The following is a 15464-nucleotide window of genomic DNA, read 5'->3' as shown; positions in this document are numbered from 1 at the left end:
TCCTCTGTCACTCCGCTTCCGCGGTGACGGCCCTCCTCTCCTGTCGTCGCATCGAGACGGCCCCGATCGTCTGCGCGAGGACCGCGAGGACGACGAGGACGATGAGGGTCGGCGCGGTCCCTCCCGTGAGGGGGACGAGTATCCCGGCGCCGACGAGCAGGACGGCCTGGAGGATCCCCTGGTTGCGCTCCAGTCCGCGCATCACCGCGACCCGGGCGCCGTCCTCGAGCCCGTTCATCGCCGGCGCCAGGGCGATCATCGTCGCGGGCCGCACGAAGCCGCCCGCGATCCCGAGCAGGGCCAGGCCGGCGATCGCGGCGCCGAGCACCCCGAGGGTGGTCAGGGCGAGGCCCAGCACCTGGGTGAGCGCCGTCAGCCGGAAGACCAGGGGCGTGCCGGCGATGAGCGGCGAGAGCCGGGCGGCGGCCAGGCCGGCGAGCGTGTAGAGGCCGAGCACCAGGCCGAACGCGGGCAGCGTCAGACGCAGCTCCTGGAACAGCAGCAGCGGGATCACGAAGGTGTAAGCGGCGAGCAGGACGGCGCGGTTCACGGAGTAGTAGAGGGACCAGAAGCGCACCGCGGCGGGCAGGACGGCCGGCCGCACGGCGCGCGCCGCCACTCCCGAGGCGGCGCTCGCGCCGAGCGGCAGGCGGGCAAGGAGCACCACGGCCAGCGCGGCGCACGACACGAGCGCGCTGAGGAGGAACGGCAGCCGGTCCCAGAGCGCGAGCGAGGCGGCCCCGAGCACTCCCGCGCCGAAGGAGGCGAGGAACATTCCGCTCTGCACCCGCGTCTCCTGGCGGCGAGCATCGGCTCCGGCGCGCAGCGAGGAGGCCAGCGCGGCGTCCCGCCCGGCCGTCAGCGAGAAGCCGCAGCCGGCGAGCAGCTGGCTGATCACGACGGCGACCGGATCCGCGTCCAGAACGATCACGACGAGGCCCAGTGCCTTCACGCCCTCGCCGACGACGAGCGCGCCCGCCGAGGACAGGCGGCGTGTGAGCGGCGAGAGCGGGCCGTCGGCGAGCGCCGCCACCACTCCGTAGAGCGCCAGCAGCAGCGCCACGGCCAGGATCGGGTAGCCCCGCGCCAGCAGGAACACCGCGACCACGGGCAGGTGGAAGTAGGCGCGCGAGACGATCCGGTAGACCGTGATCAGCCCGGCGGCGCTGCGGCCGCGCGGGGCGTCCCCGCGCCCGAGGTCAGACAAGGGAGGGCACGACGACGCGCAGTGCGTCGGCGCCCACGTCGCCCTGACGGACGATCGACGCGCCGCCCACGAGGGAGACGATCGTGCTGCTCATCGTGGAGTCGGGGGCGGTGGTGCTGCGGATCAGGTAGTCGCTGTCACCGCCGAGGTGCTCCGCGGCGAGGTCGAAGTCGACGAGTCCGGTCGACACCGTGCCGCTGATGTTGGCGGAGGTGGCCGCGAGCGGCAGGCCCGCGAATATCGAGAGCAGGTTGATCGGGGCGCTGAGGTTGTGCACGACCGACACCGTGTCCTGGCCCGAGGTGACCCAGTCCGGGACGACGGGCTTGCGGCGCAGGATGACGTTCAGCGGCCCCGGCCAGAACGCTGCGACGAGCGCGTCCATGTCGGCCGTCTCCGGGGCGAAGGCCCAGGTCGCCCAGTCGCGGGGCGCGGAGACGAAGAGGGTGAGCGGCTTCGCGCCGTCCCGCTTCTTCATGTCGTAGAGGCGGAAGCAGGCGCTGCGCGAGAAGGGGCTGGCGAACACGCCGTAGTTCGTGTCGGTCTGCGCGATGACGGTCGCGCCCTCGCGGAGCTCCTGCCCGACGCGCCGGAGCTCGTCGAGATCGGTCGCGTCGATGATCTGTGCCGTCATGGGTAGTGCTCCTGCTGCGCTCGGGCGCGTCCGGGCGGGGCCGGATCGCGTCGCTGTCGTGTGGCCCGCTGACGGCGGCGCCCCACGGAGGGCGCCTGGCGGGTCGGACGGCGGAGGCCGTCCGGATGCGGGTGACCACGGAGGAGAGATGCGGCTGCGTCCTCCCCCCGAGGACGTCTGCCCGGTGAAAGTAGCAGGGTGCGCATCCGGCCCGCGTGTTCGCGACGCTGCATGACGAAGGAAGTCGTCGACGTCGGGGAGCAGGGTCGGGGATCGGTATGTTCCGCTGACGCGCCGCATCTCCGCGGCGTTCTCCCGGCTCCGCGGATCCGCGCGATCGTCCGTCTGGCGGCGCACCACGGCCGGGGCTGGACGGCTCGCGGCGACCCGGTCTCCGGGCCCTCCCGCTCCTCGACAGAAGGACCGCCCATGACCGACTACTGGCCCGTGCTCCTCATCCTGCTCACGATCGTGGCCGTCGTGGTCCTGATCGTCGTGCTGAAGGTCGAGCCGGTGATCGCCCTCCTCGTCTCGGCCCTCGGGCTCGGCCTCGTCTCGGGGCAGGGCGGCGAGGGGACGGTGACCGCGATGACGTCCGGATTCGGCGCGGTCCTCGGCGACATCGGCCTGCTGATCGCGCTCGGCCTGCTGCTCGGATCGCTCCTGGAGGCGCTGGGCGTGGCCCCGCTGCTCGCCCGCTGGCTCGTGAAGCGCTTCGGTCGGCGCGCGCTCCCGGTCGCCTACGCGCTGACCCTGGGCGTCGCCTTCCCCTCGATCTACTCCGACGTGCTGGTCGTGATGAGCGCACCGCTGACTCGTCTGGCCTCGCGGGGGCTCGGTGCCGGTGGCTACGGGCTGCTGGCCGGCTCCTCCATCGTCGGGATGATCGTGGGCGTGGTCTTCGTCGTCCCCGGAGCCGCCGCGCTGGCCACGGCAGGCATCGCGGGCGCTCCCCTGCCGTCGATGGTCGCCATCGGCGCCCCGCTGGGCATCGTCACCATCGTGCTGACCGTGCTGGTGTACAGCGCCCTGGTGAAGCGCGGCGGCTGGCGGGACGAGCGCGACCTCGAGGGCGGGGCGGTCCCGGGGCCCGCTCTCGAGCCCGAGGCGGGCGCGGCCACGGGAGGCACGGCGCTCGCGACGCGGCGGGTGCCGCTCGCGCTGGCCGTCGCTCCGATCGCCCTCACCATCGTGCTGATCGCCGCGAACTCGCTCACCCAGCTGGCCGAGCTCGACGTCCCCCTCCTGCGGTTCCTCGGCGACGCGCACATCGCGCTGCTGGCCGGCTTGGTGCTGGCCTACGCGACGGCACTGCGGACGCTCCCGAAGGGCGCCGTGGCCATGGCACTGGGCGGAGCACTGACCCGCAGCGGCCCGATCGTCGTCCTGACCGGGGTCAGCGGCAGCCTCGCCGCCGTGGTCGGAGGAACCGGGGTCGGCGACGCGCTCGCCGGCGCCTTCGACGGGCGGGCCCTCTCGCCGATCCTGCTCACCTGGGTCGTCGCGGCCGTGCTGCACGCGGCGATCGGCTCGGTCTCGACGGCCGCGATCACCGCGGTCGGCATCGTCGCCCCGCTGATCCCCGTGCTCGACGTGAACCCGGCGCTGATCGCCTTGGCCGCCGGCTCCGGCGCTCTCTTCCTCGGGATGGTCAACGCCAACGCGTTCTGGCTCTTCAAGTCCGTGCTCGGCCTCACCGTGCGGGGCACGTTCACCGCCTACTCGCTGACGCTCTCGATCGCCTCGGTGATCTCGCTGCTGGCGCTGCTGGTGGCGGGAACGTTCGTCTGAGCGTCGGCCGGCCCCCACGAGGCCACGCTCGCGAGGTCGGCGCCGAACTCGACCCGGAGGCGCACGGGCGCGCCCCCGCGCAGCACGCCCGGCAGCCAGAGGCGGGCGTCATCCCACATCCGCTCGAACGGCACCTCCTCGACCGGGACGAAGGCGGCGGCGAGCTCGCTCGACTCGGTGACCTCGCCGGTGACGCGGCGGCAGAGGAAGACGTGCGAGCGCTGGCTCCAGGCCGGCCGGTGCGGGAAGGAGTAGTCGAGCACGCCGCGCGGCTCCAGATCAGCCGCTCGGGCGACGAGCCCGGCCTCCTCCTGCAGTTCGCGGACGGCGGCGGCGACGGGCGACTCGCCGGGCTCGAGCTTGCCGCCGGGGGCGACCACGCGGCCCTCGCCGAGGCCCCTGCGCTTGCGGCCGAGGAGCACCTCCGCGCCCCGCGGGCCGTCGCGGAGGACGTAGACGACGCAGACCTCGGGCAGCCCCACCGCGCACCTCCGCTCCGACGGGCCGGGGGCCCGGCACCGCCGTCGTAGGCTAGCCCGGTGACGACGACCGCGCTCGAGCGCTTCCAGGCCCTGCTGCGCGTCGACACCGTGTCCCACTCGGACGAGTCGGCGACCGACTGGAGCCGCTTCCACGCCTTCCGGGAGCTCGTCGCCGAGCTCTACCCGGCGCTGCACGCGGCGCTGGAGTCCGAGACCGTCGCCGGCCACTCCCTCCTCTGGCGCTGGCGCGGTGAGGAGCCGGGCGAGCCGGCCGTGCTGATGGCCCACTACGACGTGGTCAGCGTGACGGCGGCGGAGTGGTCGCACGACCCGTTCGCGGCCGAGACGGTCGTCGCCGCGGACGGCCGCACCTCCGTCGTGGCGCGCGGCGCCCTCGACGACAAGGGCTCCCTCGTCGCCCTCCTCGAGGCGGTCGAGGCGGCCGTCCTGCGGGGCGAGCGGCCCCGGCACGACGTGTACCTCCTCTCCACGCACAACGAGGAGACGGCGGGCGACGGCGCCCCCTCGGTCGTCGCCCTGCTCGGCGCGCGCGGGGTCCGCCCGCGCCTCGTGCTCGACGAGGGCGGGAACGTGCGGCGCGGCATCCTGCCCGGCGTCACCACCCCGATCGCCGTGATCGGCGTCACCGAGCGCGGGATCATGAACCTCGAGCTGACCTGCCGCGACGTCGGCGGCCACGCCTCCGCTCCGCCGCCCCCGCCCGGGCTGCTCGCCACCCAGCGGCTCGCGAGGGCGATCCACCGCCTGACCGAGAACCCGTTCCCCTCGACCCTCCCGGAGCCGATCGCCCAGCTGGTGCGCGCGGCGGCCGACCACGCGGACGCGGCCCACGCCGTCTGGTACGCCCGCCCGCACGAGCACCCGGACGCCGTCGTCGGCGCGCTCGCCGCCCACTCCAACCGCTCGGCCGCGATGCTGCGGACGACGGTCGCGATCACCGAGCTGCGCGGCAGCACCGGAGCGAACGTCCTCGCCTCCAGCGCCAGCGCCACCGCGAACGTGCGGATCAACCCGGGCGGCACCGTGGCGGGCGTGGTCGAGCGCATCCGCGCCGTCATCGACGACCCGGAGGTCGAGGTCGAGGTGAAGGTCGCCCACGAGCCCTCCCCCGTCTCCCCCACCGGCGAACCCGGCGACGGCGGGCCGTATGACCTGCTCCGCGCGGTCGTCCAGGAGTCGTTCCCGGACGCGGTCGTCGCCCCCTACGTGCAGACCGGCGGCAGCGACGCCCGGCACTTCCACGCCATCAGCGACCACGTCTACCGCTTCATCCCGTTCGAGATCAGCCCGCGGCAGCAGCTCGGGATCCACGGGGTCGACGAGTCGGTCGAAGCCGACCAGTTCGAGCGCGCCATCGAGTTCTACGCGCGGCTGCTCGCCCGGCTCTGATCGCGGCGGTCCTCCGGGGTCCGGGAGGACCGCGCAGCGACCGGCAACCTGGGAGAACCGTTCGATGACGCGCCGACCGGTGTTGGCCCGGAGTTCACCCCGCGATGATGGACTGATCGCAGCGGGGTCGCCTCCGCTGGAGCAGTGCGCAAGTGCCGACGCCGGGTCGCGTGATCCGGCTCCCGCCGATCGTGGAACCCGAGGATCATGTCCCTCCGCCAGGCCGAGTACCCCCGGCCCAACCACTTCATCCTTCACCTGAGCGACACCCACTTCATCGCCGGAGACGGCGGCCTGTACGGCTCCGACGTCGACAGCGAGGCCCAGCTGCGGCTCCTGTTCGACGAGCTGGAGGCGTCCGGCGGACGTCCGGAGGCCATCGTCATCACGGGTGATCTCGCCGACAAGGGCGAGCCGGAGGCGTACGCGAAGCTGCGCGCCGTCGTCGAGCCCGCTGCCGCACGCCTCGGCGCCGAGGTGATCTGGGTGATGGGCAACCACGACGACCGCGGCGCGTTCCGCTCGGGGCTGCTCGACCAGCTCCCGACCACGCAGCCGGTCGACCGCGTGCACGACGTGAACGGGCTGCGGATCATCGCGCTGGACTCCACCGTGCCCGGCGCCCACTACGGCGAGATCTCGGACGCGCAGCTCGACTGGCTGGCGGAGGAGCTCTCCAGCCCGGCCCCGCACGGCACGATCCTCGCGCTGCACCACCCGCCGGTGCCGAGCGTGCTCGACCTGTCGGTCCTCGTGGAGCTGCGCGACCAGCCCGCCCTCGCGGAGGTGCTCGAGGGCTCCGACGTCCGCAGCATCATCGCGGGCCACCTGCACTACTCGTCGACGGCGATGTTCGCCGGCATCCCGGTCTCGGTCGCGTCGGCCACCTGCTACACCCAGGACCTCAACGTGCCGGTGGGAGCGACCCGCGCCCGCAACGGCGCCCAGGCGTTCAACCTGATCCACGTCTACGACGGCACGGTGCTGCACTCGGTGGTGCCGATCGGCGCCTCGACCGAGGTGTCCTACGTCTCGGCGAACGAGACGCAGCGGATCCTCGCGGACCACGGCGTCGAGATCGCCGCGGCGACGGCGGCCCCCGTCGCCCGGGACGAGGAGCTCTACCCGCCGCTCGTGGAGCGGGTGGGCGTCAGCGCGTAGCGGCGCGGCGGGGCGTCGGGGTCGCTCCCACGCCTCCGGGCGCCGCGTCGACCGCGTCCTCGGACACGGCCGGCGGTGTCAGCGCCCGCCGGCGCGGTCCCGTGCGAACAGCCACCCGGCGAACGCCAGCGCCGCGGCCAGCGCGACGCCCACGCCGACGCCCGCTCCCACTCCGATGCCCGGGAACACGAGCGAGCTCGCCAGGCCGAGCAGCAGCCCGGCCACCGCTCCCCCGACGGCCCAGCCCACGGTCAGTCCTCGCGCTCCCACGGAGCCGGGATCGGGTAGTACTCCTCGAGGAACCCGATGACGGCCTTGGTGCGCGCCTCCGCCGAGATCTCGGGGAAGCTGCCGTCGTTGAGGCAGAAGAAGTCGACTCCGCGGTTCTTGAGGAGCTTGCGCATGTCCTTCAGCCCCTGGTGCATCGTCGTGTCGACGTACTTCACCGAGGCGTTCTCCTGCACGACCGCGCGCCCGGTCATCAGCGCGTAGTAGTGGTAGAGCGAGTTGGTGACGGAGACGTCGCTCGCGGAGCGGAAGCGGCTCGCGGCGGTCGCGGTGAACTCCGGCTCGAACTCGGCCTCGAGCTCGGCCATCACGGTCTTGCGGAGCGGCGTGGCGGCGTGCTCGAGGTGACGGGTCGTCATCGCGCCGAAGCGCTCGCGGAGCAGGCGCCGGTTGACGCGGGCCGCGTTCTCGAAGCCGCTGCGGGAGGCGTTGGAGTCGCCCATGCCGATGCGCGTCGTCGCCTCGATGAACTTCGTGATGCCCCCGGGCGAGAAGAAGATCGACGGGTCGACCGGGCGCCCGAAGAACATGTCGTCGTTGGAGTAGAGGAAGTGCTCCGCCAGCCCCGGGATGCGGTGCAGCTGGCTCTCGACCGCGTGGGAGTTGTGCGTCGGCAGCACCGAGAGGTCGCGGAAGTGGTCCTCGCTGCGCACGAGGGTGACGTCCGGGTGCTCGTCCAGCCAGCGCGGGCGCGGGGAGTCGGTGACGATGTAGATGTGCCGGATCCACGGCGCGTACATGTAGACGCTGCGCAGGGCGTACTTGAGCTCGTCGATCTGACGGAAGCGCGCCGGAGCGTCGTCGCCCTCCCCCACCACGTAGCTCGCCATGCGGGCCGCCCGGGCGCGCTGGAACTCCAGGTCGGTGCCGTCGACCCACGAGAAGACGATGTCCACCTCGAAGCGGATGTCGCTGACGAGCGGCTCGAACATGCCCTCGAACGTCGGCCAGGTGCGGCCGTACGCCTCGACGTGGGCGTCGATCGCTTCGGCGACGGGGAGGCTGTTGCGCATGAGCGCGTTCTCGGCGGGAGTGATGATCTCCTCCTCGCCCACCTTCCACAGCTCGAGGCGGACGCCGCTGCGGGCGCCGTAGCGCAGCGATCCCGTCGAGGAGACGCGCGGGCGGAAGAGCTTGAAGACGGAGGCGCGCGGATACGGCGCGAGCACGCCCTCGGCCAGGAGCTGAGGCGGGGTGCCCCGCTTGTCGACCGTCTTGGCGTAGAAGGGCTCGGTCGCGAAGGCGCGCGCCAGCAGCGTCGCCAGCTCGGCGCCGAGCACGCGGTCCACCGCGAGGAAGGGCGAGCCGTCGGTGCCGCGGATGAGGCGGTAGGGGAATTCGGCGGCGTCGAGGACCTCGCCGATGGCGATCAGGTCCTCGGTCCAGGCCGCGCGGGGCGTCGTACTCGAGTTCACCAGCGAGAACAGGCCGGCATGGACCACGACGTCGTCGCGGTCGAAGTGGCGCGGGCGCAGGAGCGGTGACGGAAGAGCACGGACGGAAGGCATGATTCACATTATCCGCCGTGGATTTCGTCCGTGTGACCGGGCCGTCGGCTTGACAGCGACCGCGGGGCCGCGCGGTCAGCGCGAGAGCGACTCGAGACGGTCTCGCGCCTTCTCCGCGGCCTTCGCGGCCCGTCTGGCGCGGTGCCGCTCCTCGGCGGCGACGACCCCCAGCGCGAAGGCCCCCTCCCCGCTGCGATCGGCCTGCTCCAGGATCAGCGCGCGGGCGGCGAGCGCGTCGCGCTCCTCCCCCAGGGCGTCGGCGAGGTCCTCGCCCGCTTCGGCGAGCGAGCGGCGCCGGGCGCCGACAGCCTCGGGGACGACCGCCCGCCACGCCTCCACGGTGTAGCGGAGCCGCTTCGCCGCCTTCCGCAGGTCGTGACGAGCCTCGAGCGAGCCGCCGGCCGCCGCGGAGCCCGCCGCGGAGATGCGCGCGAGGTCCTTCGCGACGGAGCGGCGCACCAGCGCCGTCGCGCTCGAGCCCGCCCGCGCGGTGCGGGGCGGATCCGCGAGCAGGGCGTCGAGCGAGGCGAGGAGCGCGAGGTAGCGGCCGCCGCGCAGAGTGCGGTCGACGCGGCGCAGCGCCGAGGCGTGCCGGTGCTCGACCTCCTCCAGCAGGGCGGTGGGGGTGCTCGGGGCGCCCTCGACGGCCGCCAGGGAGGCGCGGAACCGCTCGGCGAGTATCTCCTGGTCGCGGGCCGCGCCGAGGACCCCTCCCAGCCAGCGCAGCTCGTCCCGCACGGGGTCGGTCGCCGCACGGTCGAGCACGGAGCGGGAGGCGGCGAGGACGGACCGGAGCCGGCGCGCGAGCACGCGCATCCGGTGCAGGGCGTCGTCGGCCTCGAGGCGCACCCGCGGGTCGACGGCGCGCAGCTCGCGCAGGAGCGAGCGGACCGCGGCGAGCGCCGCCTCCCCGCCGTTGCGCGGATCCGGGACCGTCTCCTCGATCGGGCCGCCGGTGGCCCGGGCGAGCTTGGAGGCGCTGGCGGCCGGGCGGGCGCCCGCGGCGAGGAGGCGCTGCTCGATCGCGTCGAGGACCCGCTCGCCCTCGTCGCCCGGGACGTCGACGAGCTCGACCTCCCACTCCCTCCAGCGCCGCTCGCGGCCGGTGCGCTGGTCGCGCGCGGTCACCAGGTCGTCGGCGATCTCGGCGAGCTCCCGCCCGTGGGAGTCGAGGGCGCGGGTGATCGAGCGGACCGTCTCGAGCAGCGCCAGCGGCTCGAGCGGCGCGCGCCCCACCTGCCCGAGCACCGGCTCGCGGACGGCGGACGGGACCGTGCGCGAGGCCGTGAGCTCCGCGTGGATCTCGGTGCGGCCGGAGGAGCCGGGCAGCTTGACGTGCCAGCCCTGGTCGGATCCGCCCTCGCGGCGGCGCAGCGTGATCCGCGCCCGGGACAGAGCGCGCTCGGCGGTGTCGAAGTACTCGGCGCGGAGGGTCACCGGCTCCTCCGTGCGGACGCTCGCGACGCTCGCGGTGCCGGTCAGGTCGGGCAGCCGGGTGCCCGCGTCGACGTCGTACTTGCGCTCGACCTCGGTCTGCACTCTCCGCGCACCGCCCGCCAGGGACGTCGCCGACTCGTTCTCCGCACCGCTGGCCATGGTCCATTGTGATCACGCCCGGCGCCGCTGCGGCACCCCGGGGCGGCCAGGGGCGCCCTCGCCCTAGGCTGGAGCGATGACCGCGCCCGTTCCGCCCGTCGCCCGCCGCGTCCCCCTCGAGCGCCGCCACCACGGCGACGTGGTGGTCGACCACTACGAGTGGCTGCGCGAGAAGGAGAGCCCCGAGGTGCTCGCGCACCTCGAGGCCGAGAACGCGTACACCGAGGCGGTGCTGGCTCCTCTCGCTCCGCTGCGCGAGCGCCTGTTCGAGGAGATCCGCTCGCGGACGAAGGAGACCGACCTCTCGGTCCCCGTCCGGGAGGGCTCCTGGTGGTACTTCTCGCGCTCCTACGAGGGCCGCCAGTACGCCGTGCACTGCCGGGCGCCGATCAGCGGGCCGGACGACTGGACGCCGCCGTCGATCGCCGAGGGCGGTCCGCTCGAGGGCGAGCAGGTCGTCCTGGACGGCAACGCGGAGGCGGAGGGGCACGACTTCTTCTCGCTCGGCAGCTTCGACGTCTCGGCCGACGGCCGACGGCTGCTCTTCGGCACCGACGTCGAGGGCGACGAGCGCTACACCCTCCGCATCCGCGACCTCGAGACCGGCGAGGATCTGCCGGACGTCATCGAGGGCACCGGCGGCGGAGCGACCTTCGGCGCCGACGCGCGCTTCGTCTTCTACCCGACCGTCGACGAGTCCTGGCGCCCCGACACGATCTGGCGGCACGAGGTCGGCGCCGGGACCCCGGACGAGGTCGTCTTCGCCGAGCCCGACGAGCGCTACTGGATCGGCGTGGGCCTCACCCGCAGCCGCCGCTTCCTCGTCATCGAGATCGGGAGCAAGATCACGAGCGAGTGCCTGCTGCTGGACGCGTCCGACCCGACCGGCTCCTTCCGCTCGGTGTGGCCGCGCCGCGAGGGCGTGGAGTACGAGGTCGAGCACGCCGTCGTCGACGGGCGCGACCGCCTGCTGATCGTGCACAACGACGGCGCCCTCGACTTCGAGATCGTCGAGGAGCCGGCCGACCTGTCGCTGGACGCCGACGCCCGGGCCCGCGAGCGCCGCGTGGTGGTACCGCACCGCGAGGGCCGCCGGATCGAGGGCGTCGACGCCTTCGCCGGTCACGTGGTCGTCTCCTACCGGGCCGACGGAGCCACCCGGCTCGGGCTGCTCCGCGAGGACGGCGCCGGAGCGCGGCTCGAGGAGATCGTCTTCGACGAGCCGCTCTACGACGCGGGCCTGGCGGGGAACCCGGAGTGGGAGCAGCCCTCCCTCCGCCTCGCCTACACCTCGTTCGTCACCCCCTCGACCGTGCTCGCGCTCGACGTCGCGACGGGCGAGCGCACGGTGCTCAAGCAGCAGCCGGTGCTCGGCGACTACGACCCCGCGCTGTACGTGCAGAGGAGGGAGTGGGCCGTGGCGGAGGACGGCACGCGGGTGCCGCTCTCGCTCGTCTGGCGCCGCGACGCCGCCGATCCGGACTCGGCCCCCGCGCCGCTCCTCCTCTACGGCTACGGCTCGTACGAGGCGAGCATCGACCCTGGCTTCTCGATCGCGCGCCTCTCGCTGCTCGACCGCGGCGTCGTCTTCGCCGTCGCGCACGTCCGCGGCGGCGGGGAGATGGGCCGCTCCTGGTACGAGAACGGGAAGACGCTGGCGAAGCGGACGACCTTCACCGACTTCGTCTCCGCGGCGCGGCACCTGGTCGACGCGGGCTTCACCTCTCCGGCCCGCCTGGTCGCGCAGGGAGGGTCGGCCGGCGGCCTGCTGATGGGCGCGGTCGCGAACCTCGCCCCGGAGGCGTTCGCCGGCGTCCTCGCGCAGGTCCCGTTCGTCGACGCGCTCACCTCGATCCTCGACCCGTCGCTCCCGCTCACGGTGATCGAGTGGGACGAGTGGGGCGACCCGCTGCACGACGCCGAGGTCTACGCCTACATGAAGTCGTACTCGCCCTACGAGAACGTCCGCGAGGGCGTGCAGTACCCCCGGATCCTCGCGACGACGAGCCTCAACGACACCCGGGTGCTCTACGTGGAGCCGGCGAAGTGGGTGGCCAGGCTCCGCGAGGTCGGCGCTCCCGCGCTGCTGCGCACCGAGATGACAGCGGGACACGGCGGGGTGAGCGGACGCTACGAGCGCTGGCGCGAGATCGCGTTCGAGTACGCCTGGACGCTGGACGTGCTCGAGCTGGCCTGAGCGCCCCGCCGCAAGCCCCTCCGCCCGTCGTCCGCGGCCAGTAGGGTTCGGGGTGCCGACGGAGGGAAGACCATGAGCGCAGGCCTGTCGATCGACCGCATCGCCGCATGGGTGGCGGACCAGAGGTGGTACGCGAGCAAGGGGCGGCGCCCCGAGCTGGAGGTCCGCGGCGCCTGGTCGCTGCACCCCGGCGAGGCGGAGGTGGTGGACCACCTCTTCATCGACCGGGCAGGCACGAGCCCGGTGCTGTACCAGGTGCCGGTGACCGTCCACGCGGCTCCGGTGCCCGGGCTCGAGGACGCCCTCGTCTACTCCGACGACGCGCACTACGTGTACGACGCTCCGCGCGACCCGGTGTTCGCCCGCGCCCTGCTCGGCATGATCGCCGACGGCGGCCGCTCCGACGAGGACGGCGCCCAGGGCGGCGCCCGCGCCGAGGGCCACCGGCAGCCGGGTGCCGCGATCGGGGCGTTCGCGTCCTCGAAGGTGCTCAGCGGCGAGCAGTCGAACACCTCGGTGATCGTTCGCACCACCGCCGACGACGGATCCGACGCGACTCCGGTGATCGTCAAGGTCTTCCGCGCCCTCCACCACGGCGACAACCCGGACGTGACGGTGCAGTCGGCGCTCAACGCCGCCGGGAGCGCCCTCGTCCCGCCCGTGATCGGCAACGTGACCGGCGAGTGGGACGACGAGGGCGAGGAGACGGGCCGCGCCTTCGGGCACCTCGCCTTCGCGCAGGAGTTCCTCCCCGGGGTCCAGGACGCGTGGCGCGTCGCCCTCGAGGCGGTCGCCGCCGACTCCGACTTCACCGGACCCGCCCGCGAGCTGGGCCGCGCCACCGCCGAGGTGCACGCGACGCTGGCGGAGGTCATGCCGACCGAGGACACCACGTCCGAGGTCGTCGACCGGATGGTCGCGGCCATGCGCCGTCGCCTGCGCATCGCCTCGGCCGAGGTCCCCGTGATCGCCGAGGACTCGGAGGCGATCGAGGCCGTGTTCCGCGCCGCCGAGACCGCGCCGTGGCCGAGGCTCCAGCGCATCCACGGCGACTACCACCTCGGGCAGGTCCTGTCCGTGCCCGGTCGCGGCTGGGTGCTCCTCGACTTCGAGGGCGAGCCGCTGCGGCCCATGCACGAGCGCCGTCTTCCCGACGTGGCCCTTCGCGACGTGGCGGGGATGCTGCGCTCCTTCGACTACGCGGCGGGCGCGCACGAGCAGGCCGAGCCGGGCGCCTCGAGGGCGGCCTGGGCGGCGGCGAGCCGGGCCGCGTTCCTCGAGGGCTACACCGAGCGGGCGGGCGACGCGGTCACCGCGCACCGGGCGGTGCTCGACGCGTTCGAGCTCGACAAGGCCGTCTACGAGGCGATCTACGAGGCGCGCAACCGGCCGGAGTGGCTGTCGATCCCGGTCGCCGCGGTGCAGCGCCTCGCCGGACGCTCGTAGGGTGGCAGGCATGAGCGACGACACCGACGACAAGAAGCCCCTGGACCCGCTGAGCGACTTCAGCATCCCGGGCGACACCGATCTGCACACGACCGGCGACGCCTCGGGCGCGGACGGCGACGAGGTCGCGGAGCCCGGAGCGGACGAGGACTGAGCCGCCTGCTCCGCGGGGCCTGCCTCGGCCGTCGGCTCCGCTGAGCCGGCGGCCGTCCTAGTCCAGCGGGGCGAGCGGCTCGACCGCCGGCCCCTCCAGCACCGTCCCGTCGGCTGCGAAGCGGGAGCCGTGCAGCGGGCAGTCCCAGCTGCGCTCCGAGTCGTTCCAGGTGACGATCCCGCCCAGGTGCGGGCACACCGCCGACACCGCGCAGCGCCTCCCCTCCACGGTGGAGACAGCGACGGGCTGCAGGCCGTCGCGGGCGAGCGAGCCCTGGCCCTCCGCCGGCACCACCCCGGCCGAGCGGGGCGCGCGGAGCGCTGCCGACCAGCCGCGGGCGTACCAGGCGCCCACCGCCAGCCCGGCGCCGAGCCCCTCCGCCATCACCCGCGGCAGCGTGGGCCGGCGGTGCAGCGTCCTCGCCCAGGCCGGCGTCCTGCCCTCGAGGTCGGCGACGAGCGTCATCGCGGCCTGCACCGCGTTGGTCATCCCCCACTTGTCGTAGCCGGTCGCCAGGAAGATCCGTCCGCGGCCCCGCGGCAGCCAGCCCACGAACGGCACACGGTGGAACGGCTCGTAGTCCTGGGCGCTCCACTGCGCGACCGGCTCCGCCCCTGGGAAGGACCGCCGCGTCCAGGCGACCAGGTCGTCCACCGCCTCCGAGGTGACGGGCCTGCGCCCCACCGGGTGGCCGTTGCCGCCGATCAGGAGGAGCCGCTCGCCGTCGCGCTCGGCGTCGCGCACCGAGCGGGACGGCTCGTCGACCGAGAGGTACATGCCGTCGGGGATCGGCGCGTCGGTGCGGAACGCGACCGCGTACGAGCGCAGCGCTGCGATCTTGGCGAAGTAGAGGCCGCGGTCGAGGATCGGCGCCCCCGTGAGCAGGTAGGCCCGGTCCCCTGTCACCGGGCCCGCGCTGGTGCGCACCCGGACGGGAGCGGTCGCTCGCATCCCGAGGGCCCGGACGCCCTGCACCAGCGTGCCCCCGGCGGCGCGGAAGTCGGCGGCGAGCGCCGTGAGGACGTCCATCGGGTCGAACTGGGCCTGGTCGTCGAGGGCCACGGCCGCCGTGCTGGGGAACGGCACGTCGAGCTCGCCGACGAGGCGGGTCGCGAGGCCGAAGCGGCGCGCGGTCGCGTGCTCCTTCAGGACGGCGTCCACGCCCTCGGGCGTCTGCGCGTAGCTGTAGGCGGTGCGCCTCTGCACCGGCACGCCCGCGCCCTCGCAGTAGGCGAGCAGCCAGCGGAAGCCCGCGAGGTTCGCCGCGACATAGGCCTCGGTCACCGCGGGGATGTTGCGCTCCGCGATCCGGGAGAGGTGCGCTCCCTGCAGGAGGCTGAGCTTCGCCGTCGTGTTCCCGGTCGTGACCGCGCCGACCTCCCGCGCCTCCAGCACCAGCACACGCCGGCCGGTCCGCTGCAGGAGGAGCGCGGTGACCAGCCCGGTGAGCCCGGCGCCGACCACGACGTCGTCGTAGTGCGCGCCCGGGACGAACTCGTCGGAGGGGATCGGAGCCGCGCCCGCCCGCCAGAGGGAGCGGGGCCGCGGGGCCGTCGTGGTCGTGTCCTCCGGAGTCATCGGGAGTCCCTC

Annotated in this window: 13 protein-coding genes; 6 read left to right on the top strand and 7 right to left on the bottom strand. The window is 74.0% G+C overall.

The window, feature by feature from the left end:
* Positions 1-7 precede the first annotated feature (7 nt).
* Both C5C82_RS00140 and C5C82_RS00135 read right to left on the bottom strand, forming a co-directional pair.
* Entirely contained in the window at positions 8-1207 is a 1200-nt protein-coding gene (locus C5C82_RS00140) for a hypothetical protein (protein ID WP_104225617.1), read from the bottom strand.
* Complete coding sequence (locus tag C5C82_RS00135; protein WP_104225616.1) at positions 1200-1841, bottom strand: L-threonylcarbamoyladenylate synthase; 642 nt, start codon at positions 1839-1841, stop codon at positions 1200-1202. The genes C5C82_RS00140 and C5C82_RS00135 overlap by 8 nt, the downstream gene beginning before the upstream one ends.
* 429 nt (positions 1842-2270) lie before the next feature.
* On the opposite strand from C5C82_RS00135, the gene C5C82_RS00130 reads away from it, so the two are divergent.
* A complete protein-coding gene (locus C5C82_RS00130; protein ID WP_181072716.1) occupies positions 2271-3632 on the top strand; it encodes a GntP family permease in 1362 nt (453 codons plus the stop codon).
* On the opposite strand, the gene C5C82_RS00125 is transcribed toward C5C82_RS00130, so the two are convergent.
* The gene (locus C5C82_RS00125) at positions 3560-4114 is read right to left on the bottom strand and encodes an 8-oxo-dGTP diphosphatase (RefSeq protein ID WP_181072714.1); all 555 of its coding nucleotides are present in this window, start codon (positions 4112-4114) and stop codon (positions 3560-3562) included. The two genes, C5C82_RS00130 and C5C82_RS00125, sit on opposite strands and share 73 nt — an antisense overlap.
* A gap of 57 nt (positions 4115-4171) precedes the next feature.
* Between C5C82_RS00125 and C5C82_RS00120 the strand changes: the two genes are divergently transcribed.
* Together C5C82_RS00120 and C5C82_RS00115 are read left to right on the top strand one after the other, a co-directional pair.
* A complete protein-coding gene (locus tag C5C82_RS00120; RefSeq protein ID WP_104295021.1) occupies positions 4172-5524 on the top strand; it encodes a M20/M25/M40 family metallo-hydrolase in 1353 nt (450 codons plus the stop codon).
* Positions 5525-5731: 207 nt separating this feature from the next.
* Entirely contained in the window at positions 5732-6685 is a 954-nt protein-coding gene (locus C5C82_RS00115) for a phosphodiesterase (RefSeq protein ID WP_104249612.1), read from the top strand.
* A gap of 78 nt (positions 6686-6763) precedes the next feature.
* On the opposite strand, the gene C5C82_RS17405 is transcribed toward C5C82_RS00115, so the two are convergent.
* From C5C82_RS17405 to C5C82_RS00105, 3 genes are all read right to left on the bottom strand, one after another.
* The gene (locus C5C82_RS17405; RefSeq protein WP_159939285.1) at positions 6764-6934 is read right to left on the bottom strand and encodes a hypothetical protein; all 171 of its coding nucleotides are present in this window, start codon (positions 6932-6934) and stop codon (positions 6764-6766) included.
* Between the two features lie 2 nt (positions 6935-6936).
* Positions 6937-8481 carry a stealth family protein gene (locus tag C5C82_RS00110; protein WP_104233778.1) on the bottom strand — a complete coding sequence of 515 codons (1545 nt, stop codon included), beginning with the start codon at positions 8479-8481 and terminating at the stop codon, positions 6937-6939.
* A 75-nt stretch (positions 8482-8556) separates the two neighbouring features.
* Entirely contained in the window at positions 8557-10077 is a 1521-nt protein-coding gene (locus C5C82_RS00105) for a CYTH and CHAD domain-containing protein (protein ID WP_104295020.1), read from the bottom strand.
* 76 nt (positions 10078-10153) lie between these two features.
* Here C5C82_RS00105 and C5C82_RS00100 point away from each other — a divergent pair, with 76 nt between their 5' ends.
* The 3 genes from C5C82_RS00100 (at position 10154) to C5C82_RS17400 (ending at position 13874) form a co-directional block, all read left to right on the top strand.
* Positions 10154-12274 carry a S9 family peptidase gene (locus C5C82_RS00100; RefSeq protein ID WP_104325309.1) on the top strand — a complete coding sequence of 707 codons (2121 nt, stop codon included), beginning with the start codon at positions 10154-10156 and terminating at the stop codon, positions 12272-12274.
* Positions 12275-12346: 72 nt separating this feature from the next.
* Positions 12347-13720, top strand: coding sequence for a phosphotransferase (locus tag C5C82_RS00095; RefSeq protein ID WP_104233781.1), 1374 nt, complete (start codon positions 12347-12349; stop codon positions 13718-13720).
* A 10-nt stretch (positions 13721-13730) separates the two neighbouring features.
* The gene (locus C5C82_RS17400; protein WP_159914626.1) at positions 13731-13874 is read left to right on the top strand and encodes a hypothetical protein; all 144 of its coding nucleotides are present in this window, start codon (positions 13731-13733) and stop codon (positions 13872-13874) included.
* 57 nt (positions 13875-13931) lie between these two features.
* On the opposite strand, the gene C5C82_RS00090 is transcribed toward C5C82_RS17400, so the two are convergent.
* Positions 13932-15452 carry an FAD-dependent oxidoreductase gene (locus tag C5C82_RS00090; protein WP_104295018.1) on the bottom strand — a complete coding sequence of 507 codons (1521 nt, stop codon included), beginning with the start codon at positions 15450-15452 and terminating at the stop codon, positions 13932-13934.
* Positions 15453-15464: the final 12 nt, after the last annotated feature.

It is taken from the genome of Rathayibacter sp. AY1D5 (genome assembly GCF_002932515.1).
In the GTDB taxonomy this organism is placed as follows: domain Bacteria; phylum Actinomycetota; class Actinomycetes; order Actinomycetales; family Microbacteriaceae; genus Rathayibacter.
Note: the sequence above shows the minus strand (reverse complement) of the source record. Positions and strands in the feature narration are given on the sequence as shown.

Bases quoted from the DNA above. Each gene is read 5' to 3' on its own strand.
- C5C82_RS00135 (WP_104225616.1), bottom strand. From the start codon at position 1,841: ATGACGGCACAGATCATCGACGCGACCGATCTCGACGAGCTCCGGCGC.
- C5C82_RS00130 (WP_181072716.1), top strand. From the start codon at position 2,271: ATGACCGACTACTGGCCCGTGCTCCTCATCCTGCTCACGATCGTGGCC.
- C5C82_RS00115 (WP_104249612.1), top strand. From the start codon at position 5,732: ATGTCCCTCCGCCAGGCCGAGTACCCCCGGCCCAACCACTTCATCCTT.
- C5C82_RS00110 (WP_104233778.1), bottom strand. From the start codon at position 8,481: ATGCCTTCCGTCCGTGCTCTTCCGTCACCGCTCCTGCGCCCGCGCCAC.
- C5C82_RS00105 (WP_104295020.1), bottom strand. From the start codon at position 10,077: ATGGCCAGCGGTGCGGAGAACGAGTCGGCGACGTCCCTGGCGGGCGGT.
- C5C82_RS00100 (WP_104325309.1), top strand. From the start codon at position 10,154: ATGACCGCGCCCGTTCCGCCCGTCGCCCGCCGCGTCCCCCTCGAGCGC.
- C5C82_RS00095 (WP_104233781.1), top strand. From the start codon at position 12,347: ATGAGCGCAGGCCTGTCGATCGACCGCATCGCCGCATGGGTGGCGGAC.
- C5C82_RS17400 (WP_159914626.1), top strand. From the start codon at position 13,731: ATGAGCGACGACACCGACGACAAGAAGCCCCTGGACCCGCTGAGCGAC.
- C5C82_RS00090 (WP_104295018.1), bottom strand. From the start codon at position 15,452: ATGACTCCGGAGGACACGACCACGACGGCCCCGCGGCCCCGCTCCCTC.